The following is a 25849-nucleotide window of genomic DNA, read 5'->3' as shown; positions in this document are numbered from 1 at the left end:
GCATGACTGACGCAATCGTCGACACCACGACAGGCGCCGTCCGGGGGCTTGCCACCGCACACGGACGGGCATTCCTGGGCGTTCCGTACGCCGCGCCGCCCACCACCGCCGGGCGCTTCACCGCTCCGGAGGTGCACGAGCCCTGGCGCGGCGTGCGCGACGCGACCCGACCCGGGCCGACCGCGCCGCAGTCACCCCGAAACACCTTCGGGCGCTTGGATATGTCACCGTTCTTCGGACCGGGCTGGGTGCGCGGCTCCGATTACCTCACCGTCAATGTGTGGGCCCCGCCGGATGCACAGCGTCGCCCGGTCATGGTGTTCGTCCACGGCGGTGGTTTCATGGCCGGCTCCACCCGCTCACCGCTCTATGACGGCACCACCTTCGCCCGCGACGGCGTGGTTCTGGTGACGGTCACCTATCGGCTGGGCATCACGGGATTTCTCGACGTGCCTGGGGCGGTGGCCAATCGCGGCCTGCTCGACGTGCTGGCCGCACTGGACTGGGTGCAGGCCAATATCGAGGCATTCGGCGGCGATCCCGGCAATGTCACCTTGTTCGGCCAGTCCGCCGGTGCGACGATCACCGCCGGGGTGCTGGCCACGCTGGGCGTGCACAGGCTGATCCGTCGCGTAATCATGCAGAGCGGCAACGGCTTCGGTGCGTTCACCCCTGCGCAGGCCGAACGGGTCAGCCGGGTGGCGGCCGAGGCCCTCGGCGTGGAGCCCACCGCCGCCGGGTTCGACCGGCTCTCCGACGACGCGCTCGTCGAGGCGGTTCCCAAGCTCTCCGGGTTGGATCTGCGCACGGAGAGAAGTTTCGACCCGCTGCTGGGGCTGAGTCCGTTCAGCCTGGTTCTCGCCGAACAGCCTGCGCTGCAACTCGATCCCGAAGTAGGTCTGCTCATCGGGACCAACACCGAGGAGGGCAACCTCTACCTGGTTCCTCAAGGGCACCTCGACTCCTCGACCCGCGGCGACGTCGAGCACCTCGCCGCACAGGTGGATGCCGACCCTGCCGCGTTGATCCAGCGGTACCGCGCGCACTCTCCCTCGGCGGGCTGGGGTGAGCTGCGTTCGGCAATGCTGGGCGACGCGTTGTTCCGCACCGGCAGTGACCGCATGGCAGGGACCCATGAGCAGCTGGCGGGTGCCGCGACGCACCGTTACGAATTCGGCTGGCGCTCAGAAGCAGTGGACGGGATGCTGGGTGCCGCCCACGCCGTGGAGCTGCCGTTCGTGTTCGATCGCCTCGGTGTGGAGTCGCTGCGCGGCCCGGGCAGGCTGCTCGGGCCACCCGAACCTCCCGCCGCATTGGCTGCCGCGATGCACGGTGCCTGGGTCCGCTACGCCACCACCGGAGACCCGGGCTGGGCGCCGTCGGTGACCCGCAGATTCACCGGGGCGGGTTGATCCCGACGTGACTCGGCAGCCAGGTGTGGCGCTGGGTGTACTGCGTGGGCGTCATGGCGGTGAACGAACGGAACTCCCGGACGAGGTGCGCCTGGTCGAAATAGCCCAGGTCGGTGGCGATCCGGGCGCCACCGGCGTCGCCGGCGTCCAGCAGTCTCATCGCGGCCTGGAACCGGCGCACCCGCAGATAGGCCTTGGGTGTCAGTCCCACCTCGGCCCGGAAGGCCGCGATCAGCCGTCGGGCCGACAACCCGGTCAACGCGCAGGCGTCGGAAACCCGCAGTGAGGGTTGACGTTCCGCCGCCTGCAGAACCGCGGCCACCGCGGGAACACGGGATCTCATGCGCGCCAGCAGGAATGACTCCACCAGTGCCACCCTGGCCTGGATCGATGCGGCGTCGATCAGCCGGGCGCGCAGCGCCGACGCGTCGCGGCCCCAGATTGTGTCCAGGTCCGCGCAGGTGTTCTCCAGGTCGTCCAGCGGCATCGGAAGGAACGCCGACGCGCCACCGGGACGGAAGTGGATGGTCAGCACGGTTTGCGCGGGATCGATCTGGGTGACGTAGGAGGCCACGCCCGCCCCGGCGATGAAGGCGGCGCCGACGTCGAGGCGGGTGGTGGCGTCGGCGGCGTAGAAATCGACGCGCTCGCGGGAACCGAGATCGATGATCACGGTGGCGGCGCCGCGGGGGAGGGCGCGGCTGCGATGGGTCGCGGCCTGAATGTTCTGCCAGTAACCGAAGAACTGGACGTGGGCGGCCAGCGGTGGGCTCGGCCGTAGCAAAACCGGGCCGGCCGCGCCTCGTCCGGAACTCTGCATACCGCCATCATCCAAGGTCTGTCTCGTGCCTGCCCCCTTGACGGCAAACTCCTGCAGATATAACTTGTTGGGCAACAAGCAAGCTGGATTGGGGAAGCCATGAGTGAATCCGGTGAGAGGCGCACTCAGGAGCAGCGCCGAGGGGAAGCCGAACGCAAGCTGATCACCGCGGCCGCCGAATTGGTGGGTGAGGTCGGCCCGTCCCGGGTCACGCTGGCCAACGTCGGGGAACGGGCCGGCTACAGCCGGGGCTTGGCCACCCACCATTTCGGCTCCAAAGGTGCGCTGATGCAACGCCTGGTGGAGACGGTGACCCACCAGTTCCGCGAGGCCATGTTCGACCAGCCGGGTTCTGACGCACTCGATGAGTTGGGCACGTTCATCGACATCTACTTCGCGGTGCTGTCGAATCCGCTGCCGGTCAACCGGGCCAGGCTGGTGCTGTGGGCCGAGGCCGTGACGAACCCGTCCGAGGAGGTCCGGCCTGCGATGGTGGCTGCCGACCGGGAATTCCGTGAGGAGATCGAGAAGCGACTGCAATTGGCTGTGGCAGCGGGCCAGGTCGCCGCATCGGTCGACGCCCACGGATTGGCGACCGTCATCATCGCCATGCTTCGCGGTGTCGCGTTGCAGGCACTCATCGATGAACACGTCGACCTGGCGGCAGCCCGGTCGGAAATCGAACAACTACTGACCATGCGACTGACCCAGGAGGGCCCCTCATGAGCCGAATCTTCGGCAGTATCAACCAGATCGGATACGTGGTGCGCGATATCCACGCCTCGATGGACCAGTGGGTCCGGTGCGGTGTCGGGCCGTGGTTCTACATCGAGAACGTCGTCACCGACTACTTCCGCTACCGCGGAGAGGATTCGGCGATGACGATGAGTGTCGCGCTGGCCAACTCCGGAGATGTCCAGCTCGAGCTGATCCAACCCACCAACGACGCCCCGTCGATGTACCGAGACTTCCTGGACTCCGGGCGTGAAGGTGCCCAACACATCGCCTACTGGAGCACCGACTACCAGGACCTCTATGACCGCTCACTGGCCGCCGGCTACACCGTCGGGCAGGAGGGCAGCATCGGCGGTGAGCAAGGCCGATTCGCTTATCTGGACACCGAGTTCGACCAGGGCACCGTCATCGAGATCAGCGACATCAGCGGACCCAAGGGGCAGATGTTCGACTACGTCCGCGAGGTCGCCGCCAACTGGGACGGTACCGAGCCGATCCGGGTACTCGGATGACCACCGAATTCGCCTACCCGGACCTCGACGCGCTCACCCCGGAACTGCGCGAGGCCGTCACCAGTCGGGCATCGCTGAACATCTTCCGCATGATCGCCCACAGCCCGAACCTGGCTCCGGGCTTTCTGTCCCTGGCAGCTGATGTGCTGCAACACAACTCGTTGCCGGCGACGTGGCGTGAGCTGGTGATCCTGCGGGTCGGGTACCGCTATCGGGCGGGCTACGAGACTTATCAGCACGTCAACATCGGGCGCGCGATCGGTATGAGCGAGGACGCGATCGCGGCTGCCGAGTCGGGGTCGGCGGAGCGTCTCGACGAGCAAGAGGCCCTACTGCTGCGGTTGACCGATGTGCTGCTCGACAACCACACCCTCACCGATGCCGACCGCGATGACGCGCTGACCACCCTAACGGTCAACCAGCTGGCCGATTTCACGTTGACCGTCGGCTTCTACCAACTGGTGTGCAACTTTCTCAACACCTTCGGTGTCCGACCCGAGGATCACGATCGGTGAAGGTCCACCACCTCAACTGCGGCACCATGCACGTACCGGGGGCCACACTGGTGTGCCATGTGCTGCTGGCCGAAACCTCCGACGGGCTGGTGCTGGTGGACACCGGGTTCGGCACTCACGACTGTGCTGACCCGGCCCGACGTATTGGGCCGTACCGGCATGTCATCCGGCCGGCGTTGAGCCCGATCGAGACTGCGGCACACCAGATCACCGCGCTCGGTTTCGACACCGCCGACGTCCGCCACATCGTGCTGACACATTTCGACCTCGACCACATCGGTGGCCTGGCCGACTTCCCCGATGCGCTGGTCCATGTCACCGCCGCCGAAGCCCGCGGCGCTGTGTACGCACCGTCGGTGCGGGAACGGGTCCGATACCGGCGCGGGCAGTGGGCGCATGGGCCCCGACTGGTCGAGCACACGCCGGACGGGGAGGCCTGGCGCGGATTCACCGCCGTTCCACTGGAATCCATCGGCGAGGGCATCGTGCTGATATCCCTACCCGGCCACACCCGCGGGCATGCCGCCGTCGCGGTCGATGCGGGGAATCGTTGGGTGCTGCACGCCGGGGATGCGTTCTACCATCCGGGCACGCTGGACGGACGGTCCCGCGTGCCTGCTGTGTTGCGCGCACAGGAAGCGCTGGTCTGCTACGACCGAAAGCAATTGCGGGACAATCAGGAGCGGCTCGCCGAGCTGTACCACCGTAACGACCCGGGCCTACTCATCGTCTGTTCTCATGACCCCGGCCTGTACGCGCATGCCGGCGGGCGTTGAGACCGTCGTCAGTTTCCGGGTTGCTGCATTCCGGCCAATGCGTCGAGCATCGAACGCAACTGGTCGATGAGCTGGTCGGGGGAGTGGGTGATCTCGCCGGATAGCCACGCGCTGATCGTCTGTGTCACCCCGCCGACGGCGAAATGCGATGTGGCCCTGAGATAGTCGTTCTCACGCAGCTGCAACGCATCGCCGGCGTGCTGACCGAGCAGCGCGGCGAAGAGCGCGGTGGACTCGGCACGTTTGCGCGCCAGTACCTCGTTGGACAGTTTGACGCTGAACAGCAGCCGGCCGATCCGCGGATCTTTGGCGATCAGATGCACGATGTTGGTCATCCCGGCGGTGGTCTGATCGGCCAGCGGAACGGCCGCGACGGCGGCCTGCGTCGACGTCGCGATATCGGCGATCACCCAGTCGTAGACCGCGGCGATGAAGTCGTTCTTGTCGGTGAAGCTCTCGTAGAAATACCGAGCGGCCAACCCGGCGCTGCGGCACACCGCGCGCACGGTGACCTCGGCGTCCTCGGCTCCGAGCAGATCCAGCCCAGCCTCGAGCAGCTGGCTGCGGCGCTGCGCCAGGCGGTCGGCCGCTTCGACGCCGCGGTACGGGCGGACCTGCTTCACCCAGACATCTTGACACCTGTCAGTCCGGCAGGCCAGTATCAGGAAACGCAGGTTCTCAGTTTTCAGAAGGGGTGGCCATGACGGTCAGCGAACCGATCCCGCATGTCGAGCGGCCGATGAACGAATCGGCGCGTCCCGGGGCCGCGCCGCCCAAGCGCCGGAGGGGCGCCGGCTTCGACGACGGGCTGATGGGTGTGGCGCTGCTGGCCGGCCCCGCCAACGTGATCATGCAGCTGGCCAACCCAGGCGTCGGCTACGGCGTCGTGGAGAGCCGCGTCGAGAGCGGTCGCACCGACCTGCACCCGGTCAAGCGCGCCAGGACGACCTTCACCTACCTGGCCGTGGCCACCCGGGGCAGCGACGCGCAGAAGGCGGCCTACCGGCGTGCGGTCAACAAGGCGCACGCGCAGGTGTACTCCACCGAGGACAGCCCGGTGAAGTACAACGCGTTCGACAAGAACCTTCAGCTGTGGGTGGCCGCCTGCCTCTACAAGGGCGGGGTCGACGTATTCCGCATGTTCATCGGCGAGTTGGACGACGAGACCGCCGACCGGCACTACCGCGACAGCGTCACCATGGGCACGACACTGCAGGTGCCCGAGGACATGTGGCCGGCCGACCGGGCCGCGTTCGACCGGTACTGGGAGGAATCCCTGGAACGGCTGCACATCGACGACACCGTGCGTGGATACCTGTATCCGATCGCCGCGGGCCGGCCCAAGAACCCGGTGCTGCCCCGCTTCGTGCAGCGCCGGCTCGATGCGGTAGCCCTGCTGATCACCACGGGATTCCTCCCGCAGCGGTTCCGGGAGGAGATGCGGCTGCCGTGGGATGCCAAGAGCCAGAAGCGGTTCGACCGGCTGATCGCCGTGCTGCGCACGATCAACGACCTGCTGCCGTCGTTCCTGCGCCAGTTCCCGTTCAATGTGCTGCTCAAAGACCTCGACTGGCGTATCCGCACCGGTCGTCCGCTGGTGTAGCTGTCAGAACCGGGGCGTACCCTCGCGCGGGTGCGTACCGATGATGACAACTGGGATATCACTACAAGCGTAGGCTCGACGGCGTTATTCGTCGCTGCCTCAAGGGCATTGGAGGCTCAGAAGCCCGATCCGCTCGCCGTCGACAAGTATGCCGAGGTGTTCTGTCGCGCGGTCGGCGGCGAATGGACGACTGCGGTCGAGGGCACCGACCCCGAGCATCCGCTGCAGACCGAATTCGGCGAGAGCTTCGTCAACTTCCAGGGCGCCCGGACCAAGTACTTCGACGAGTACTTCACCCGGGCCATCGACGCCGGGGTCAAGCAGGTCGTGCTGCTGGCGGCCGGTTTGGACTCGCGGGCCTACCGCCTGCCGTGGTCCGACGGCACCGTGGTCTACGAGTTGGATCAGCCCCGGGTGCTCGAGTTCAAGCGCGAGACGATCGAGCGGCTGGGTGAGGCGCCGCCGGCCGAGCGGCGCGAGGTGGCCATCGATCTCCGGGAGGACTGGCCGGCGGCCCTGCGCGCGAGCGGGTTCGATCCGTCGCGCCCGTCGGCCTGGATTGCCGAGGGACTGTTGATCTACCTCCCTGCCACAGCACAGGAACGGTTGTTTGCTGGAATTGATGCGCTGGCCGCGCCGGGCAGCTTCGTCGGTATCGAGGAAGCGATTCCGATGCCGGACGAGGCGTTCGAGGCCAAGCGCGCCGAAGCGGTGTCCTCCGGCGAGGAGAACGCGTTCTTCACCCTCGTGTACAACCAGCAGCACGCTCCCGCGGAGCAGTGGTTCGGTGAGCGTGGCTGGGATGGTGCTGCGACACCGCTGCATGAGTGTCTGGCCCGGGCGGGCCGCCCCGTGCCGGGTCCGAACTCCGAAGCGGGCCTGATGACGGGAACTATCACCTTGGTGGCTGCGACCAAAAGGTGAGGCAGTTCACGAGCTAGCCCGAGTACGTGCCTCTCGACAGTTAAGTTATGCAATGCTAACTTCAGCAAAAGTTAGCTTAGCCATACATAAGGGAGAGATTCGGGGGCTTAGTCGCTCCCGTGCACGCATATGGGTAGTGACACGCTTGCGGCTCCGCCTCAGGGAGCGCCCCGGCTCGATCGCGATGTGATCAGCCGTTTCGCCACATGTTGTCGTGCGCTGGGCTTGACGGTGAACGACCGGCAGCGTCCGGCCGACCTCACCGCAGCCCGGTCCGGCTTTGCTGGATTGGCACACATCGCGCACGACCACTGTGACGCCTGGACCGGTCTGGCCGCCGCGGGCGACGTATCCGGTGCGGTCATCGACGCGGTGTGGCGCACCCGGACCAGCGCCGGTCAGCTGCAGCGTCAGATCGATCTGGCCGCCGGCGACCTCGGTTTCACCTATGACAGTGGGCTGTACCTGCAGTTCCGCGCCAGTGAGGTGGACGACTTCCAGCTGGCCTACGCCGCGCGCCGCGCTGCGGACGGGCAGCTCGCCGAGGCCGACGCGCTCGTGGGCGAGCTGCTCGCCCGTCGGCCGGGGTGGTTGAACGCCACCTGGCTGCGGGTGGCGGTCAACCACCGGGCCCAGCGCTGGAACGACGTGGTGCGACTGCTCACCCCGGTCGTCACCGACCCGTCGCTCGATGAGATCACCGGTCACGCCGCACGGATCACCCTGGGCATCGCGCTGGCCCGGCTCGGCATGCTGGCACCCGCCCTGTCGTACCTGGAGGACCCGTCCGGCCCGATCGCGGTGGCCGCCCTCGACGGCGCGCTCGCCAAGGCGCTGACCTTGCGCGGGCAGGGCGAGGACGAAGACGCGAGCGAGGTGCTGCAGGACCTCTTCGCCGCGCACCCGGAAAACAAGCAGGTTGAAGAGGCTCTGTCGGATCCGACCTTCGGGCTGCTGATCACCACGGCCGCCCGCATCGACGCCCGGACCGATCCATGGGACTCGGAGACCGAACCGTCGGAGTCCGACTTCGTCGACCCGGGGGCCAAGGAGCGCAAGGCGCACCTGCTCGTCGAGGCCGAAGCCGAGCTGGCCGAATTCATCGGCTTGGAAGAAGTGAAGTTTCAGGTGGCGCGGCTCAAGAGCTCGGTCGCCATGTCGATCCGGCGCCAGGAACGCGGGCTGGCCGTGGCCCAGCGCACCAACCACCTCGTGTTCGCCGGCCCGCCCGGAACGGGTAAGACCACCATCGCCCGCGTCGTCGCCAAGATCTATTGCGGCTTGGGGCTTCTCAAGAAGGAGACGGTCCGCGAGGTTCACCGCGCCGACCTGATCGGCCAGCACATCGGTGAGACCGAGGCCAAGACCAACGCCATCATCGACAGCGCGCTCGACGGCGTGCTGTTCCTCGATGAGGCCTACGCGCTGGTGTCCACCGGGGCCAAGAACGACTTCGGTCTGGTCGCCATCGACACGCTGCTGGCCCGCATGGAGAACGACCGTGACCGGCTCGTCGTGATCGTCGCCGGCTACCGCAAAGACCTCGACATGTTCCTCGACACCAACGAAGGTCTGCGCTCGCGCTTCACCCGCAGCATCGACTTCCCGTCGTACTCCTCGTCCGAACTCGTCGAGATCGCCGAGCGGATGGCCGAGAAGCGCGACAGCACGTTCGAGAAGTCCGCCCACGACGACATGGAGAAGCTGTTCGGCTACCTGGCCGAGGCCACCATGCCCGACGGCAACGGTGTGCCGCGGCGCAGCCTCGACATCGCCGGTAACGGCCGCTTTGTCCGCAACCTGGTCGAGCGTTCCGAGGAGGAGCGCGAGTACCGCCTCGATCATCTTCCGCCCACTGCCGGTTCCACCGGCGAAAACCACGACTTCACCGACGAGGAGATGATGACGATCACCGCCGGTGATGTGAACAGTTCGGCCGGCCCGCTGCTCCGTGGCCTGGGTCTGACGGTGCCCGCATGACCGCGCCAGGGCCTTCCGACGAGCGTCGTTCCTTCAGCTCCCGCACGCCGAACAACGAGAACCCGGACGGGGTGCAGTACCGGCGCGGCTTCGTCACCAAGAACCAGGTCACCGGCTGGCGATTCGTCATGCGCCGGATCGCTTCTGGCGTGGCGCTGCACGACACCCGCATGCTGGTCGACCCGCTGCGCACGCAGAGCCGTGCGGTGATGACCGGTGCCCTGATCGTGGTCACCGGTCTGATCGGTTGTTTTCTGTTCTCATTGTTCCGGCCGGGCGGATCGGCCGACAACGACGCGGTCCTCGCCGACCGATCGACGGCGGCCCTCTACGTTCGCGTCGGTGAGCAGTTGCATCCGGTGCTCAACCTGACCTCGGCGCGGTTGATCACCGGCAAGGCTGACAACCCGAGCACCGTCAAGACCAGTGAAATCGACAAGTTCCCGCGCGGCAACCTGCTGGGCATCCCCGGCGCGCCGGAGCGGATGGTGCCGAGCACCAGCACCGACGCGGATTGGACTGTGTGCGATGCGGTTTCCGGCACCAACGCCGGTGTGACGGTCATTGCCGGTGCCCTCACATCGGGTGGTGAGCGTGCCCTGACGCTGACTTCCGACCAGGCGGTCCTGGTACACAACAGTGAAGGCCCGACCCCGGGCGACTGGCTGCTGTGGGACGGCAAGCGCAGCCCGATCGATCTGGCCAACCGTGCCGTCACCGACGCCCTCGGTCTCGGCGGACAGATCCCTACACCGCGGCCCATCGCGGCCGGCCTGTTCAACGCCATCCCCGAAGCTCCGGCACTGACCGCCCCGCACATCGCCGACGCCGGTGCGCCGACGAGCTACGGGTTGTCGACCCCGGTGCCCATCGGTGGTGTGGTGGCGGCCTACGACGCCGACAACACCGCCCGCTACTACGCGGTGCTGGGTGACGGACTGCAGCCGGTCTCGCCGGTCCTGGCCTCGATCCTGCGGAACACCAACTCCTATGGCCTGGACCAGGCTCCGCGGATCGGGCCCGACGAGGTGTCGCGGATGCCCGTCTCACGCGCCATCGACACCGCCGGCTACCCGGGAGCACCGGTCAAGCTGGTCGCATCGTCGACCGCCCCGGTGACCTGTGCCCAGTGGACCAAGCCCGAGGGTGCCACCGAGAGCAAGCTGTCGGTCCTGTCCGGAGCGGCATTGCCGGTGCCGGACGGCCTGCACACTGTCGGCCTGGTCGGCGCGGGCAGTAACGGCGCCGCCAACCGGGTCGCGCTGACCCCGGGCAGCGGCTACTTTGTCCAGACCGTCGGGGCCGAGCCCGGCTCGCCGACCGCAGGCTCGTTGTTCTGGGTCAGCGATACCGGCGTGCGCTACGGCATCGATACCGCCGGCGACGACAAAGTTGTTGCGGCGCTTGGTCTCACCTCGCCTGCCCTGCCTGTTCCGTGGTCGATCCTGACGCAGTTCGCTGCCGGCCCGACCCTGTCCCGTGGCGACGCCCTGACCGCACATGATGCGTTGTCGCCCAATGCAAATGCTGCACGCCTGGAGGCAACGCGATGAGCCGGCTGATCTTCGAGCACCAGCGGAGGCTGGCGCCGCCGACCACCCGCAAGGGCACCATCACGATCGAACCGCCGCCCCAGTTGGAGCGGATGGTCCCGCCGTCGCTGCTGCGCCGGGTGCTGCCTTACCTGATCGTCATCCTGATCGTGGGCATGATCGTGGCGCTGTTCGCCACCGGTATGCGGATGATCTCGCCGACGATGCTGTTCTTCCCGTTCGTGTTGCTGCTGGCTGCCACAGCCCTCTACCGCGGTGGCAACAAGATGCGCACCGAGGAGGTCGACGCCGAACGCGCCGACTACCTGCGCTACCTGTCGGTGGTCCGCGACAACGTCCGTGCGCACGCTGCCGAGCAGCGCGCGGCGCTGGACTGGTCTCACCCCGAGCCCGAGGCGCTGGCCACCGTCCCGGGTACCCGCCGGCAGTGGGAACGTGACCCGCGCGACCGCGACTTCCTGGTGCTGCGGGCCGGGCTGCACGATGTGCCGCTGGACGCCGCGCTGAAGGTCAAGGACATCGCCGACGAGATCGACTTGGAACCGGTGTCGCACAGCACCCTTCGCGGTCTGCTCGATGTGCAGCGCACCGTGCGCGACGCCCCGACCGGCATCGACGTCACCAAGCTGGCCAGGATCACCGTGATCGGTGAGGCCGAGGAAGTCCGAGACGCGCTACGGGCCTGGATCGCGCAGGCCGTCACGTGGCACGACCCGACCATGCTCGGGGTGGCGCTGGCCTCTCCCGATATCGACTCCGACTCCTGGTCGTGGCTGAAATGGCTTCCGCACGTGGATATTCCGTCGCAGGCAGACGGTGTCGGTCCGGCCCGTTACCTGACCACCGGCGTCACCGAGCTGCGCGGACACCTCGATTCGGTCCTGGCCGGCCGGCCCGCGTTCCCCGCCGAGGCGGACCAGATCCTCAAGCATCTGCTGGTCGTCCTGGACGATCCCGAAGCCGATCCCGACGACATCGCGCGGAAGCCCGGACTGACCGGCGTTACCGTGATCCACCGCAGCGACAAACTGCCCAACCGCGAGCAGTACCCGGATCCCGAGCGGCCCATCCTGCGGGTCACCGAGGGCCGGATCGAGCGCTGGCAGAGCAGCGGCTGGCAGCCCTATGTCGGTCAGGCTGACACGATGTCGGCCGCCGAGGCCGCCCACATCGCGCGGCGGCTGTCGCGTTGGGATTCCAATCCCGGCTACGTGCGGTCCACCGCCACCGGCAGCGCCACCTTCGGCACGCTGCTCGACATCCCGGATGCCTCGGCCCTGGACGTGGCGAGCCTGTGGGCCCCGCGCAACCGCGACGACGAACTGCGGGTGCCGATCGGCGTCACCGCCACCGGCGAGCCGCTGTACTTCGACCTCAAGGACGAGGCCGAGGGCGGCATGGGCCCGCACGGCCTGATGATCGGTATGACGGGCTCGGGCAAGTCCCAGACCCTGATGTCGATCCTGTTGTCGCTGTTGACCACTCACTCCGCTGAGCGGCTCATCGTGATCTACGCCGACTTCAAGGGTGAGGCCGGAGCCGACATCTTCCGCAACTTCCCGCAGGTCGTCGCGGTCATCTCGAACATGGCCGAGAAGCGGTCGCTGGCCGACCGGTTCGCCGACACCCTGCGTGGTGAGGTGGCCCGCCGCGAGCAACTGCTCAAGGAAGCCGGCCGCCGTGTTCAGGGCAGCGCGTTCAACTCGGTCACCGAGTACGAGGCCGCTATCGCCGCGGGCCACGACCTGCCTCCGATGCCGACGCTGTTCGTGGTCGCCGACGAGTTCACGCTGATGCTCGCCGAGCATCCCGAGTACGCGGACCTGTTCGATTACGTTGCGCGCAAGGGCCGCTCGTTCCGGATTCACATCCTGTTCGCGTCGCAGACGCTCGACGTGGGCCGGATCAAGGACATCGACAAGAACACGTCGTACCGGATCGGTCTGAAGGTGTCCAGCCCCAGCATCTCTCGTCAGATCATCGGGGTCGAGGACGCGTATCACATCGAGTCGGGTCGCGAGCACAAGGGCGAGGGCTTCCTGGTGCCCGCCCCGGGTGCGGTGCCGGTCAAGTTCCGCAGCACCTACGTCGACGGCATCTACGACCCGCCGCGGGCCGAGAAGTCGATCGTGGTGCGGGCGCTGCCACAGCCTCAGCTGTTCACGGCCTCACGGGTCGAGCCCGAGCCCGACACGGTGATCGTCAGCAACGAGCCGGAATTCAATGTCGCACCACCGCGCAAGCTGATCGCCACCATCGGCGACCAGTTGGCCACCTACGGCCCGCAGGCGCCGAAGCTGTGGCTGCCGCCGCTGGACGGCGCGATCGCCCTGGACGACGTGCTGGCCCGCACCGAGGTGGAACCCGGTCAACTGCGCTGGCCGCTCGGCGAGATCGACAAGCCGTTCGAGATGCGCCGCGATGCACTGGTGTTCGACGCGAACTCGTCGGCAGCCAACGTGCTGATCCACGGTGGTCCGCGCTCGGGCAAGTCGACCGCGCTGCAGACCTTCATGCTGTCGGCCGCGGCGCTGCATTCGCCGAACGAGGTGAGCTTCTACTGCCTGGACTACGGCGGCGGACAGCTGGCCGGTCTGGCCGATCTGGCCCACGTCGGCAGTGTGGCCACGCCGCTGGAGCCCGAGCGAATCCGTCGCACCTTCGGCGAGCTCGAGCAACTGCTGCGGGCCCGCCAGCAGCAGGGCGCGGTGAACCGTCAGCGCGGTGGTTATTCCGATGGCTATGGCAACGTTTTCCTCGTCATCGACAACCTGTACGCGTTCAGCCGGGACAACACCGACACCTTCAACACGCGTAATCCGTTGCTGGCCAAGGTGACCGAGCTGGCCAACACCGGTCTCGCCTACGGCATCCACGTTGTGATCACCACGCCGAACTGGCTGGAGGTGCCGCTGGCGATGCGTGACGGCCTGGGCCTGCGCCTCGAGCTCAAGCTGCACGACAGCCACGACAGCATCGTGCGGGTGGTGGGTGCGCTGCGCCGTCCGGCGGAGTCCGTGCCCGCCGATCAGCCGGGCCGGGGCCTGACCATGGCCGCCGAGCACTTCCTGTTCGCCGAGCCGGAGCTGAGCGACATCGCCGTCATCAACTCCCGCTACCCGGGGCAGAGCGCACCGCCGGTGCGCCTCCTGCCCACCGCGCTGGCCCCCGCCGTGCTGGCGCCGCTGTACCCGGCGCCCGAGCGGGTGGTCATCGGACAGCGCGAAGAGGACCTGGCACCGGTGGTGCTCGACTTCAAGGACAACCCGCTGCTGGCGGTGTTCGGCGATACGAAGTCGGGGAAGACCACGCTGCTGCGGCACATCATCCGGACCATCCGGGAGAACTCCCGGATGGACGAGGTGGCCTTCACCGTCATCGACCGGCGGCTGCATCTGGTGGAGGAGCCGTTGTTCCCGGACAACGAGTACACCGCCAACATCGACCGTGTGCTGCCGGCCATGCTGGGCCTGTCGGCGCTCATCGAGAAGCGCCGTCCGCCGGCCGGTTTGAGCCCGCAGGAACTCAGCGCGTGGAATCAGCGGTCGGGACCCGACGGCCACATCCACTACCTGATCATCGACGACGTCGACCAGATCCCAGACGGCCCCGCGGTCAGCGGTCCGTTCGCGGGGCAACGCCCGTGGGCCAACATCGTCGGACTGCTGGCCGAGGCGACCGATCTGGGCCTGCGCGTCATCGTGACGGCTCGGGCCACCGGATCGGCGCATGCCGTGATGACGGCACCGTTGCTGCGTCGCCTCAACGATCTACAGGCGACCACGCTGATGCTGTCGGGCAATCCGGCCGACAGCGGCAAGCTCCGCGGGCATCGGTTCGCCCGGTTCCCCGCGGGACGCGGCATGTTGCTCGGCGACGGCGACGCGCCCGAGTTCGTCCAGCTCGTCAACCCACTCATCGATGACACGGCACTTTCCGTGAACAACGGGCGAAAGGAATTCTGATGACATTGCGGGTAGTTCCGGAAGGATTGACCGCCGCCAGCGCGGCCGTCGAGGCGCTCACCGCGCGCCTGGCCGCCGCGCACGCTGCGGCCGCACCCCTGGTCTCGGCGGTGATTCCGCCTGCGGCCGATGCGGTTTCGCTGCAGACCGCGACCGGCTTCAGCGCCCACGGCGCCCAGCACTCGGCAATGGCCGCCCAGGGCGTCGAGGAGCTCGGACGCTCGGGTGTCGGCGTCGGCGAGTCCGGTGCCAGCTACATCACCGGTGACGCGATGGCGGCTTCGTCCTACATGATTGCGCGCGGCATCTGAGATGACTGCCCCCATTTGGATGGCCCTACCACCCGAGGTGCACTCGACGCTGCTCGCCAGCGGTCCAGGCGCCGGGTCGTTGCTGGCCGCCGCGGGGGCCTGGCAGTCGCTGAGCACCGAATATGCCTCGGCGGCGGCGGAACTCACCAGCGTGCTGGGTGCGGTGCAGGCCGGGTCCTGGGAAGGGCCGAGCTCGGAGCAGTACATCACCGCGCACGGGCCCTACCTGACCTGGCTGGCGCAGCAGAGCGCGAACAGTGCTGCGGTGGCCGTGCAGCACGAGACCGCGGCCGCGGCGTACACCACGGCGGTGGCGGCCATGCCGACCATGCCCGAGCTGGCGCTCAACCACGTGGTGCACGGCGTGCTGATCGCCACGAACTTCTTCGGCATCAACATGATTCCGATCGCCGTCAACGAGGCCGACTACGTACGGATGTGGGTCCAGGCGGCCACCACCATGGCCACCTACCAGGCTGTCTCGGGGGCCGCTGTGATGGCGGCACCGACCAGCACGCCGTCGCCGATGCTGCTCAAGCCGGGCGTTGGGGAAGCCGGCACCGCCTCGGCCAACGCACGGCAGATGATGGCGCAGGGTACTGCGACGGATTCCGGTTCGGCGCTGACCAATGCTGACGTGACGGCCGACAACGAGTACCCCAATCTGCCGCAGTGGCTGGTCGATTACCTCGGTAATGACTCGATGATCGGCGGCAAAGAGCTGCTGCGGTTCCTCAACGATCCGCTCGGAACCATCCAGAGCATGCTCACCGACCTGATGACCAACCCGTCCGGTTTCCTGACCACCTGGGGGCCGTTCCTGTTCGGCGTCATCTATCAGTTGATCTTCCAGCCGGTGGGTTGGGGCACGTGGATCGGTGTCGCGCTGTCGCCGTTCCTGGCCCCGCTGCTCGGTATGGGTCTTGCCGCGCTGGGCTTCCTCGACCTGCTTCCTACCGATGATGTTGCGCCAGGCGATGTTCCGGCCGATGCTGATGCGCCGGTGGTCCCGGTGCGGGGTGATCAGGGGCTGCCGATGGCGGGCCTGTCGCCCGCGGGTATCGGCGGTGGGGCCGGAGGCGCCGCCGCGCCCGCCGCTGCGCCTGCCTCCGGAGGAGTTGCCGCACCGGCCCCTGTCGCGGCGGCGGCCTTCGCGCCGTATGCGGTGCTCGGCAGTGACCCCGATGAGGGCTTCAGCCCGACGGTGGGCGGCAAGTCCAGTGCACACGCACCGGCTTCCGGCATTCCTGCGGCGGCATCCGGTGTGGCCGCGTCGCTCGCGGCGCGGCGTAAGCGCCGTCGCAAGCGGGGTGCGGCTCTGGAAGACCACGCCTACGCGGATGCCTACATGGATTACGAGCAGCCCGACCCGGACCCGGCGCCGAAGCCGGAGCCGGAGCCGCGGGTGCGGACGTCCGAAAGCGGTTCCGGCACCTTGGGATTCACCGGTACCGAGACGAAATCCGATACCACCGCGGCCGGGCTGACCACGCTGGCCGGCGAGAGCTACGACGAGAGTCCCGTCTCGCCGATGCTGCCCGGTTCCTGGGAGCCCGGCGATTCGCAAGGGGGTACCCGCAGCTGACCAGATCATCTTCACCACGTTCGACGCACCGCCAAATGTCTACGATCCGAAAGGAAAATCCATGAGCCTGTTGGATGCTCACATCCCCCAGCTGATCGCCTCCGAGGCCGCCTTCGGCGCCAAGGCCGCACTGATGCGCAGCACCATCGCGCAGGCCGAGCAGGCCGCCATGTCGTCTCAGGCCTTCCATATGGGTGAGGCCTCAGCCGCGTTCCAGGCCGCACACGCCCGATTCGTCGAGGTGTCGGCCAAGGTCAACGCGCTGCTGGACATCGCGCAGCTGAACCTCGGCGACGCCGCGGGCACCTATGTCGCCCAGGATGCCGCCGCCGCCAGCACCTACACCTCGGTCTAACCGAATCACTCTCGGATACAGGAGTTTTCATGTCTCAGATCATGTACAACTACCCGGCCATGCTGGCTCATGCCGGAGAGATGAACACCTACTCGGCTGCCCTGCACGCCGTCGGTGCTGACATCGCCAGTGAGCAGGCCGCGCTGGGCAGCGCCTGGCAGGGTGACACCGGTATGACCTACCAGGCCTGGCAGGCCCAGTGGAACCAGGCGATGGAAGAGCTGACCCGGGCCTACCGTGCCATGGCGTCCACTCACGAGATGAACACCATGTCGATGAGTGCCCGCGACGCGGCTGAAGGCGCCAAGTGGGGCTGATGCCGGTGGCCTTCTGGAGCCGGAGGCTCCGCCTTGAGTACCGGAGCTAACGCCGTCGAGCTGACCACCGATCAGGCCTGGTACCTCGCCGAGGTACTCGGCGCCGGGGCGTACCCGTGGGTGCTGGCCATCACGCCGCCCTACAGCGAACCGGTACAGCGGGCCGGCTTTGTCGCCGAACAGGCCGCTGAACTGACCAGGATGGGCGTGCTCGACGCCGTTGGCGGAGTGAATCCGCGGGTGGCGCAATGGGTTCGGCTGGCCTGCCGGCCGACCCAGTGGCTGGACCTGCGGTTTGTCTCCGGGCCGGGGGATCTGCTGCGTGGCATAGTGGCGCGCACCGGGGACCAGACGGGCCGGACGGTTGTCGTCCTGCGTAACGCGCAGTTGGTGACGTTCACCGAGATGGACATCGCCCACCCGCACGCGCTGGGCCCGGTGCTCACGGCCGGGCTGTCGCAGCGCAAGCCGGCGCGGTTCGAGGAGTTCGCGCTGCCGGCCGCGGCCGGCGCCCGAGCCGACGAGCAGATCCGCAACGGCACCCCGCTGACCGAGGTGCTGGGATTCCTCGGAGTCCCGGCCTCGGCCCGCTCGATCGTGGAGGCGGTGTTCGACGGACGGCGGACGTATGTCGAGATCGTGGCCGGAGAGCATCGCGACGGCCACCGGGTCACCACCCAGGTGGGGGTCAGCATCATCGACACCCCCGCGGGACGGATCCTGGTCTCCCCGTCGAAAGCCTTCGATGGGGAGTGGATTTCGACCTTCACGGCGGGCAGTGCCGAAGCGATCGCGATGGCGATCGAACGGCTCACCGCTTCACTGCCGAGCGGCTCCTGGTTCCCCGACCAACCGCTCATCCGCGACTTCGACAGCGAAGCCGTCAACGAATGTTTGTCCAATGGCTCCAATGATGTTGTATCCCGCCACGATCCACGCTCCATGAGAAGAACCCAGAAAGCATAGGAATGTCCGACAACACTGTGATGCCGATCGTCCGGGTGGCCGTGCTGGCCGCTGGAGACGACGGTGGCCGGCTGACCGAGATGGCTCTGCCGTCCGAGCTGCCGCTGCGCGAGATTCTGCCCGCGGTCCAGCGCATCGTGCTGCCCCCCAACGCCGGCGGTGACGACGGCGCGAGCGCCCCGGACCCGGTGCGGCTCAGCCTGGCCCCGGTGGGGGGTGCGCCGTACAGCCTGGACGCCACACTCGACACGGTCGGCGTGGTGGACGGGGATCTGCTTGCGCTGCAAGCCGTCCCCGCCGGCCCGGCCGCCCCGCGCATCGTCGAGGACATCGCCGACGCGGCTGTGATCTTCTCGGCTGCCCGCCGACGCCCGTGGGGCCCCGCGCACATTGCACGGGCCGCGGCGCTGGCCCTGATCGGGCTGATCCTGGCGGGCACCGGCCTGGCAGTCGCCCATCGCGTGCTGACCGGTGAACTGCTCGGGCTGTTCGTGGTCGGTGGCATCGCCATCGCCACCGTGCTCGCCGCGCTGTCGACCCGGGCCCGTTCGGGAGCTCTGGCCACCGCGTTGGCTGTCGCCGGGCTCGTTCCCGTCGGCGCAGCGTTCGCCCTCGGTGTGCCAGGCGATTTCGGTGCGCCCAGCGTTCTGCTGGCCGCGGCTGGAGTGGCTGCGTGGTCGTTGATCAGCATGGCCAGCTCGCCCGACGACCGGGGCATCGCGGTGTTCACCGCGACCACGGTGGCCGGAGCCGGTGTGTTGCTGGTCGCCGCGGCGGCCACGCTGTGGGAGATCAACTCGACCGTGATCGGGTGTGCCCTGATCCTGATCGCCCTGGTGGTCACCGTTCAGGCCGCCCAACTGTCGGCGATGTGGGCCCGCTTCCCGCTGCCGGTCATCCCGGCGCCGGGTGATCCGTCCCCGTCTGCACAACCGCTTTCGGTGCTGGCCGACCTGCCGCGCCGGGTCCGGGTGAGCCAGTCGCACCAGACCGGCGTGATCGCCGCGGGTGTGCTGCTCGGTATTGCGGGATCGGTGGCCCTGGTCGGTTCGTCGACCGCGTCGCCGTGGGCGTGGTACGTCGTGGTCGCTGCCGCGCTCGGCGCCGTCCTGCGGGCTCGCGTCTGGGACTCCGCTTCCTGCAAGGCCTGGCTGCTGGGCCATCCCTACCTGCTGTCCGTTGTCCTGTTGGTGGCCTTCGCGATTGACGGCCGGTACCAGGCCGCCTGGTTGGCGCTGGTGGTGCTCGCCGTGCTCGTCGTGGTGTGGGTTTTTGCCGCACTGAATCCGCGGGCGGCGTCGCCGGATACCTACTCGCTGCCGATGCGGCGCCTGGTGGGCTTCCTGGCAACCGGGCTCGATGCTTCGCTGATTCCGGTGATGGCCTTCCTCATCGGGCTGTTCAGCCTCGTTCTCGACAGGTGATGAATCGGTGATCCACAAGAGTCTGGGTGTTCTGGCCACGGCCGGTCTGGTGCTGCTGGTCGGCTCCCCGTCGGCGGGTGCGGTCAGCCCGCCCGAGGTCGACCCGCAGACCGCCCCACCGGCCGGCAGTGCCGGCCCGGTGGAGGCGATGGCGCAGCGTTCGGCGTGCGTCACCACCGAGGCGAGGCCGGGTACCGATCCCGGAGCGGTCAACCCGAATCAGTTGGCGCTCAACCTGTCCGGTGCCTGGAGGCAGAGCCGCGGGCAGGGTCAGACCGTTGCGGTCATCGACACCGGGGTGCAGCCGGGACCGCGGCTGCCCCACGTCGAGGGCGGTGGAGACTTCATCGAATCGACTGACGGCCTGACCGACTGTGACGGCCACGGCACCGCCGTCGCCGGTCTCATCGCCGGCCAACCCGGGCCCGACGGTTTCTCCGGGGTGGCGCCGGAAGCCCGGCTGATCTCGATCCGGCAGAACTCGCCGCGGTTCGCCCCGCGGACCCCCAGCGCCGATGCCGCTGAGGCCCGTGCCGCGGCCGATGTGGCCAGCCTGGCCCGGGCCGTGGTGCGTGCCGCCGACATGGGTGCGCGCGTCATCAACATCTCCGTGGTGACCTGCCTGCCCGCCGACAAACAGATCGACCAGACCGAACTCGGTGCCGCGCTGCGTTATGCGGCGCTCGAGAAGGACGCGGTCATCATCGCCGCCGCGGGCAACACCCAGGGCGGGGTCACCACCGGGTCCGCCTGCGCGTCCAATCCGCTGTCCGGAACCCCGGATGACCCGCGCAACTGGGGCGGCGTCTCATCGGTGTCGATCCCGTCGTGGTGGCAGCCCTACGTGTTGTCGGTCGGCGCGCTCAACGCCACCGGCCAGCCCTCCGGATTCACCATGGCCGGCCCCTGGGTGGGGATCTCGGCGCCGGGCGAGAACATCTCCTCGGTGAGCAACGCGCCCGGCGGAGCGTTGGCCAATGCGCTGCCCACCGACCAGGGCAAGCTGATTCCGCTGAGCGGCACCAGTTACGCCACGGCCTACGTGTCCGGCGTTGCGGCCTTGGTGCGCAGCAAGTTTCCGGAACTGAACGCGCGCCAGGTGATGCACCGGTTGACCACGACGGCCCAGGGTGCCGCCCGCTCGCCGTCGAACGTCATCGGCGCCGGCGGTGTCGATCCGGTGGCCGCACTCACCTGGGATGTCGCCGGTATGCCGCTGGACGGACCGGCGGCTCCCGCAGGCAAACCCATTGCCGCACCTCAAGAACCAGCCCCGCGTGACAACACCGGCCGAGTCGTCGCATTCGCCGGCACCGGAGTACTTGCGCTGGCGGCGCTGGCCGTCGCCTTCGCCGCATACCGACGGAAGGACCCCACCACATGACCGCCCGACTCGCGCTGGCGTCGCTGTTCATCGTCGCAGCCGTCCTGGCCCGGCCATGGCAGACCGACACCGAACGGTGGGTGCTCGGAGTATCCGTCGCGGCCGTGGTTCTGTTGCTGGCCTGGTGGGGCGGGTTGTTCCTGACCACGCGGATCGCCCGGCACCTGGCGGTGTGGCGGCGCAACCATTCCGAGAACGAGCCGGCCGAGCAGTCGGACGCCGAAACCGTCACCCTGCGCGTCGATCCCGCGGATCCGGCCCAGTTGCCGGTGGTGGTCAGCTACCTGGACCGCTACGGCATCCGCTGCGACAAGGTCCGGATCACCCACCGTGACGCCGGCGGCATCCGTCGCAGCTGGATCAGCCTGACCGTGACCGCAGCGGACAATCTCGATGCGCTGCGCGCCCGTTCGTCGCGAATCCCGTTGCGGGACACTACCGAAATCGTCGGGCGGCGGCTCGCCGACCAGCTGCGTGAGCAGGGCTGGACGGTCACGCTGGTCGACGGGGTGGATTCCCCGCTGCCCGACCCGGGCGAGGAAACCTGGCGTGGAGTGAAGGACGACTCGGGATTCGTTGCGGCCTACCGCGTCAGCGTCAGTGACAAGCTGGACGCCGTGCTGGCCGGGATCGGCGCGCTGCCGGCCCAGGAAACCTGGACCGCATTGGAGCTCACCGGATCTCCGGCCCAGCCGCAGCTGACCGTGGGCGCGGCGATCCGTACGGAGGACCGGCCCGCACGCAAGGCCCCACTGGCCGGCCTGAAACCGGCGGGTGGTCGGCACCGCCCGGCGTTGGCAGCGTTGAACCCGTTGTCCTCGGACCGCCTGGACGGCACCCCGGCCGCGCCGCCGCAGGCGCTGCTGCAGCGGTCAGTCGAACATGAAATCCCGCAGGAAGCGGGTCATCCGGCGTAGGTAGTCCGGCTGGCTCACGTGCAGCAGGTGATTGCCCGGGAACCAGTGGAACGCACAGCGATCCCAGTGTTCCCACAGCATTTCGGCCTGCTGCGGTGGAGCCAGCCGGTCGCCGAGCCCGGCGATGATCATCCGTCGCTCCTTGGGCACCAGCGGACGGTAGTTCAGCGGTGAGGCATACCGCGCCGCTGCTTCGGTCAACGCGGGATCGGTTCTGGCCACTCGGCGTTGCAGGGCCACCAATCTGTTGGCCGGGAACCACTCGTCGACCGTGCGATCCGGCGTCACCACAGGGACATTCGGGACCACGGCCTGTATCCGGTCGTCCACACTGGCCAGTAGGGCCGAGGTGAACCCGCCGAGGGAGATACCGGTCAGGGCGATCCGGTCGACACCGGTGGACTCCAGATAGTCGATCACGGAACGGAAGTCGTGCACGGCCTGCGCCATGGCCTCGGAGAACCCGGCGAATCCGTGGGCGAAGTAGCCGTAACCGCTGAACGGGGAGAACCGTTCGGCGCGGCGGCCGTGAAACGGCAGGGTGTAGAGCAGCACGTCGTAGCCGGAGCGGTAGAACCACGGCAACGACAGGAACAGGCCGTTGGCCAGGTACGGCGATCCCATGAAACCGTGGATCACACACAGCGTGGGGTGCGGGCCGTCGTCGTGACGCCAATGCTGGGCCCGCACAACGTTGTTTCGGCTGAACCCGCTCCACATTTCGCGCAGTGCCGGGTGGACCGCGGTGAAGCTGCTGTCGAACTGGATGTTCTCCACCCGGCCGTGCGCGATCATCTCGGCCACCGGATTGGCCGGGCGGCTGGATACCCGGGGCGGCCTGGTGGGTGCCGGGAACGACACCGCGGGATCTTGTGCCGCAGCCAGATCCGCGTAGAACCGCATGTGGTCGTGCTCGGCGCGCGACGCGGACGGATGCAGCATCGAGGCCAGCGTCGTCGGCACCATCGAGGTGGCCACGATCGAGGCGACCCCGGTACGCAACGCGATGTCGGCGATCGCCGAGGCATCCACGATTGCGCGTTGCCGCAGCGTCAGATCGGAACGCCGGGGCAGGCCCCGCGCACCGGCATCACCGCCGGGGACATCGGGAACAGGGATCGGGGGTTCGATCGGATCTGCGCTGGACGGCTCCACGCTTCCCGATGCTAGCTAACTGCTCAGCTCAGCCCGAACAACTTCGCGGCGTTGTCGTGTAGGACATTGCGGCGCCAGGCGTCGTCGACGCCCGGCAGATCGATCAGGTGGTGTATGGCCTCGGCGTAGCCGTACGGGATGTTCGGGAAGTCGCTGCCGAACAGGATGTGCTCACCCAGGGCTTTCAGCCGATCTGTCTCCGAGGTGGGGAAAGGCATCGTCGCTTCGACGAACGGGGTGAACGCCATCGTGGTGTCCAGCCTGACCTGCTCGAACTTCTCGGCGAGATCCAGGAAGGCGGAGTACTCGGGCATGCCCATGTGCGCGACGATCAGCACCAGTCGCGGATAGCGGCCCAGCAGTTTCGCGATCGGGTCGGGGCCGGTGAATTGTCCCGGCACCGGACCGGAACCGCAGTGGATGACGACCGGGACGCCGGCGTCCTCGATCAGCCCCCAGACCTCATCGAGCAGGGCGTCGTTCGGGTCGTAGTTGCCCACCTGGATGTGCGCCTTGAACACCTGGGTGCCTGCGGTGATCGCTTCGGTGACGTAGCCCGCGGCCTGCGGCTCGGGGAAGAACGTGGCGGTGTGCAGGCAGTCAGGAGTTTCCTTGGCGAAGCCGTCGGCCCACTGGTTGAGCCAGGCCGCCATCTCGGGCTTGTGAGCGTAGATCAGCGAGGAGAACTTTCGGATGCCGAATTCCCGCAGCGTGGCGACACGCTGTGTTTCGTCGGCGCGGTAGGTGATGGGCCATTCCCGGCCGATCATCGGGCCTTGGCTGTCGAAGTACTGCCACACCTTGTCCATCACGTTCTTGGGCATGAAGTGCGTGTGCACGTCGACGATGCCGGGCAGGCCCAGCTCCGTCCAGATCTTGCGTACCTTGTTTGCTTCGTCCATCGCGCTCTGACGATAGCCGCCCCCCGAAAATGCGACCGCCGGGCATGATCGGGGCATGTGGAATCCGGACACCTACCTCGCCTTCGCCGATCACCGGGGACGTCCGTTCTACGACCTGTTGTCGCGGGTCGCGGCGTCGGCTCCGCGCCGCGTGGTGGACCTGGGTTGCGGGCCGGGCAACCTGACCGAGACGCTGGCGCAGCGTTGGCCCGGTGCCACGCTGGAGGCGTGGGACAGCTCACCAGAGATGGTGGAGGCTGCGCGGGCCCGCGGGCTCGAGGCACACGTCGGGGCGATCGAGGAGTGGACGCCCCAACCCGACACTGACGTGGTGGTCACCAATGCGGCATTGCAGTGGGTGCCCACGCATCGCGAACTCGTGGTGCGGTGGGCCGGGCAGTTGCCTGTGGGTGCGTGGATCGCCTTCCAGGTGCCGGGCAATTTCGACGCCCCGTCCCACCACGCGGTGCGGGAGCTGGCCCGGCGTGAACCGTTCATCGAGCCGCTGCGTGACATGCCGTGGCGTGATGTGGGCCAGGTCGATACGACGGTCGAGTATGCCGGGTTGTTGACCGATGCGGGCTGCGTGGTGGACGCCTGGGAGACCACTTATGTGCACCGATTATCCGGTGAGACACCGGTTCTGGACTGGATCACCGGGACGGCTCTGACGCAGGTCAAAGGCAGGCTTACCGAAGAATTGTGGGAGCGATACCGTCAGGCGATCATCCCGATGCTGGCCGAGGCCTATCCCAAACGCGATGACGGCATCACGTTCTTCCCGTTCCGGCGCGTGTTCGTGGTGGCGCAAGTCGCCCGAGTCGCGCGGTAGCCATTACCTACCACGTAATCGATTTCCCGACCGCACTCCGTGACGATGAGGGCATGCCTACGTTAGAGACCGCGGACCGCACCGACATCCACTACATCGACACCGGCTCCGGACCGGTCATGGTTTTCACCCACTCGTGGGGACTCAATTCCGGCCAGTGGAACCAGGTGATCCAACGCCTGGCGGACAAGGGCTTTCGGTGTGTTGCCTATGACCGGCGCGGGCATGGGAGCTCAGGCGCCTACGACGGCGAGTGGACGGTGGATCTGCTGGCCGACGATCTGGCCCGGGTGCTCGAACACCTGGATCTCGACGACGTGACGCTGGTGGGGCATTCCCTGGGCTGCGGTGAGGTCGTGCGCTACCTCAGCCGGCACGGGACGGCGCGGGTGAACCGCGCGGTGTTGGTGGCGGGCCAACTCCCGCTGGTGGTCAAGACGCCGGACAACCCCGACGGGGTAGACGAGGCCATCCTCGACGCCATGCTTGTCGAGTTGGAACGCGATGTGCGGCAATGGTGTATCGACAACGCGCCGCCGTTCTACGGGTCCCACACCGTGGCACCTGAGATTGTCGAGTGGACCGTGGACCAGATCGCTGCCGTGCCCGTCGAGACCCTGCTCGCCACTCAGCGCATGGGTGCCCACACCGACTACCGTGCCGAGCTCGCCGAACTCGACCTTCCGGTGCTGCTGATCCACGGCGACGCCGACGCGTCGACGCCCATCGAGCTCACCGGGCGACGCACGGCCGCACTGCTGCCACACGCCGAGCTCATCGAGATCCCCGGCGCCGCACACGGGCTGTACCTCACCCACGCCGACCGCGTCATCGACGCGATTTGTGGAGTTTCAGCCGTGGCGGGCACCGCTTAGCCCGCGAATTCGGTGCAATCACCGGCGGTGA

General features: G+C 67.9%; 24 protein-coding genes. 20 read left to right on the top strand and 4 right to left on the bottom strand.

Annotated elements, in window-relative coordinates:
* Positions 1-2: 2 nt before the first annotated feature.
* Positions 3-1412: a carboxylesterase family protein gene (locus tag AB0I14_RS02365; protein ID WP_358015289.1), complete on the top strand. Its 1410-nt coding sequence runs from the start codon at positions 3-5 to the stop codon at positions 1410-1412.
* Here the strand turns inward: AB0I14_RS02365 and AB0I14_RS02360 are convergent.
* The gene (locus AB0I14_RS02360; RefSeq protein ID WP_358015286.1) at positions 1396-2232 is read right to left on the bottom strand and encodes a helix-turn-helix transcriptional regulator; all 837 of its coding nucleotides are present in this window, start codon (positions 2230-2232) and stop codon (positions 1396-1398) included. The genes AB0I14_RS02365 and AB0I14_RS02360 overlap by 17 nt on opposite strands.
* A 99-nt stretch (positions 2233-2331) precedes the next feature.
* Between AB0I14_RS02360 and AB0I14_RS02355 the strand changes: the two genes are divergently transcribed.
* Genes AB0I14_RS02355 through AB0I14_RS02340 form a run of 4 tightly spaced genes read left to right on the top strand, consistent with a single transcriptional unit; the run spans position 2332 to position 4770 of the window.
* Positions 2332-2958: a TetR/AcrR family transcriptional regulator gene (locus AB0I14_RS02355; protein WP_358015283.1), complete on the top strand. Its 627-nt coding sequence runs from the start codon at positions 2332-2334 to the stop codon at positions 2956-2958.
* Positions 2955-3479, top strand: coding sequence for a VOC family protein (locus tag AB0I14_RS02350; protein ID WP_358015280.1), 525 nt, complete (start codon positions 2955-2957; stop codon positions 3477-3479). Before AB0I14_RS02355 ends, AB0I14_RS02350 begins: the two co-directional genes overlap by 4 nt.
* Positions 3476-3994 carry a carboxymuconolactone decarboxylase family protein gene (locus tag AB0I14_RS02345; protein ID WP_358015277.1) on the top strand — a complete coding sequence of 173 codons (519 nt, stop codon included), beginning with the start codon at positions 3476-3478 and terminating at the stop codon, positions 3992-3994. Before AB0I14_RS02350 ends, AB0I14_RS02345 begins: the two co-directional genes overlap by 4 nt.
* On the top strand, positions 3991-4770 hold the full coding sequence (locus tag AB0I14_RS02340; RefSeq protein ID WP_358015274.1) for an MBL fold metallo-hydrolase: 780 nt from the start codon (positions 3991-3993) through the stop codon (positions 4768-4770). The genes AB0I14_RS02345 and AB0I14_RS02340 overlap by 4 nt, the downstream gene beginning before the upstream one ends.
* Positions 4771-4778: 8 nt before the next feature.
* Here the strand turns inward: AB0I14_RS02340 and AB0I14_RS02335 are convergent, their stop codons facing one another.
* Positions 4779-5393 carry a TetR family transcriptional regulator gene (locus AB0I14_RS02335; RefSeq protein ID WP_358015271.1) on the bottom strand — a complete coding sequence of 205 codons (615 nt, stop codon included), beginning with the start codon at positions 5391-5393 and terminating at the stop codon, positions 4779-4781.
* Positions 5394-5509: 116 nt separating this feature from the next.
* Between AB0I14_RS02335 and AB0I14_RS02330 the strand changes: the two genes are divergently transcribed.
* From AB0I14_RS02330 to eccE, 13 genes are all read left to right on the top strand, one after another.
* Entirely contained in the window at positions 5510-6373 is an 864-nt protein-coding gene (locus AB0I14_RS02330) for an oxygenase MpaB family protein (RefSeq protein ID WP_358016721.1), read from the top strand.
* A 30-nt stretch (positions 6374-6403) separates the two neighbouring features.
* Entirely contained in the window at positions 6404-7297 is an 894-nt protein-coding gene (locus AB0I14_RS02325) for a class I SAM-dependent methyltransferase (RefSeq protein ID WP_358015268.1), read from the top strand.
* Positions 7298-7426: 129 nt separating this feature from the next.
* Positions 7427-9277, top strand: coding sequence for a type VII secretion AAA-ATPase EccA (gene eccA, locus AB0I14_RS02320; RefSeq protein WP_358015265.1), 1851 nt, complete (start codon positions 7427-7429; stop codon positions 9275-9277).
* Positions 9274-10830, top strand: a complete 1557-nt coding sequence (gene eccB / locus AB0I14_RS02315) for a type VII secretion protein EccB (protein WP_358015262.1) — start codon at positions 9274-9276, stop codon at positions 10828-10830. The genes eccA and eccB overlap by 4 nt, the downstream gene beginning before the upstream one ends.
* Positions 10827-14795, top strand: coding sequence for a type VII secretion protein EccCa (gene eccCa / locus AB0I14_RS02310; RefSeq protein ID WP_358015259.1), 3969 nt, complete (start codon positions 10827-10829; stop codon positions 14793-14795). The genes eccB and eccCa overlap by 4 nt, the downstream gene beginning before the upstream one ends.
* Positions 14795-15106 carry a PE family protein gene (locus AB0I14_RS02305; protein ID WP_358015256.1) on the top strand — a complete coding sequence of 104 codons (312 nt, stop codon included), beginning with the start codon at positions 14795-14797 and terminating at the stop codon, positions 15104-15106. The genes eccCa and AB0I14_RS02305 overlap by 1 nt, the downstream gene beginning before the upstream one ends.
* Before the next feature lies 1 nt (position 15107).
* Entirely contained in the window at positions 15108-16691 is a 1584-nt protein-coding gene (locus AB0I14_RS02300) for a PPE family protein (RefSeq protein ID WP_358015253.1), read from the top strand.
* Between the two features lie 61 nt (positions 16692-16752).
* Positions 16753-17046: a type VII secretion system protein EsxG gene (gene esxG / locus AB0I14_RS02295; protein WP_029106090.1), complete on the top strand. Its 294-nt coding sequence runs from the start codon at positions 16753-16755 to the stop codon at positions 17044-17046.
* 29 nt (positions 17047-17075) lie between these two features.
* Positions 17076-17363, top strand: coding sequence for a WXG100 family type VII secretion target (locus AB0I14_RS02290; RefSeq protein ID WP_358015249.1), 288 nt, complete (start codon positions 17076-17078; stop codon positions 17361-17363).
* A 33-nt stretch (positions 17364-17396) separates the two neighbouring features.
* Complete coding sequence (locus AB0I14_RS02285; RefSeq protein ID WP_358015246.1) at positions 17397-18329, top strand: ESX secretion-associated protein EspG; 933 nt, start codon at positions 17397-17399, stop codon at positions 18327-18329.
* 2 nt (positions 18330-18331) lie between these two features.
* Entirely contained in the window at positions 18332-19753 is a 1422-nt protein-coding gene (eccD, locus tag AB0I14_RS02280) for a type VII secretion integral membrane protein EccD (protein WP_358015243.1), read from the top strand.
* A gap of 7 nt (positions 19754-19760) precedes the next feature.
* Complete coding sequence (gene mycP, locus AB0I14_RS02275) at positions 19761-21137, top strand: type VII secretion-associated serine protease mycosin (protein ID WP_358015240.1); 1377 nt, start codon at positions 19761-19763, stop codon at positions 21135-21137.
* Positions 21134-22054 carry a type VII secretion protein EccE gene (gene eccE, locus AB0I14_RS02270; RefSeq protein ID WP_358015237.1) on the top strand — a complete coding sequence of 307 codons (921 nt, stop codon included), beginning with the start codon at positions 21134-21136 and terminating at the stop codon, positions 22052-22054. Before mycP ends, eccE begins: the two co-directional genes overlap by 4 nt.
* On the opposite strand, the gene AB0I14_RS02265 is transcribed toward eccE, so the two are convergent.
* Positions 22010-23209: an alpha/beta fold hydrolase gene (locus AB0I14_RS02265; protein WP_358015234.1), complete on the bottom strand. Its 1200-nt coding sequence runs from the start codon at positions 23207-23209 to the stop codon at positions 22010-22012. The genes eccE and AB0I14_RS02265 overlap by 45 nt on opposite strands.
* Before the next feature lie 23 nt (positions 23210-23232).
* Complete coding sequence (locus tag AB0I14_RS02260; protein WP_358015231.1) at positions 23233-24111, bottom strand: amidohydrolase family protein; 879 nt, start codon at positions 24109-24111, stop codon at positions 23233-23235.
* Positions 24112-24166: 55 nt separating this feature from the next.
* On the opposite strand from AB0I14_RS02260, the gene AB0I14_RS02255 reads away from it, so the two are divergent.
* Positions 24167-24943: a trans-aconitate 2-methyltransferase gene (locus AB0I14_RS02255; protein WP_358015228.1), complete on the top strand. Its 777-nt coding sequence runs from the start codon at positions 24167-24169 to the stop codon at positions 24941-24943.
* A 53-nt stretch (positions 24944-24996) separates the two neighbouring features.
* On the top strand, positions 24997-25818 hold the full coding sequence (locus AB0I14_RS02250) for an alpha/beta hydrolase (protein ID WP_358015225.1): 822 nt from the start codon (positions 24997-24999) through the stop codon (positions 25816-25818).
* The last annotated feature ends 31 nt before the right edge of the window (positions 25819-25849 follow it).

Source organism: Mycobacterium sp. NPDC050441 (genome assembly GCF_040655355.1).
GTDB lineage: Bacteria > Actinomycetota > Actinomycetes > Mycobacteriales > Mycobacteriaceae > Mycobacterium.
This window is presented reverse-complemented; position numbering and strand designations above follow the sequence as displayed.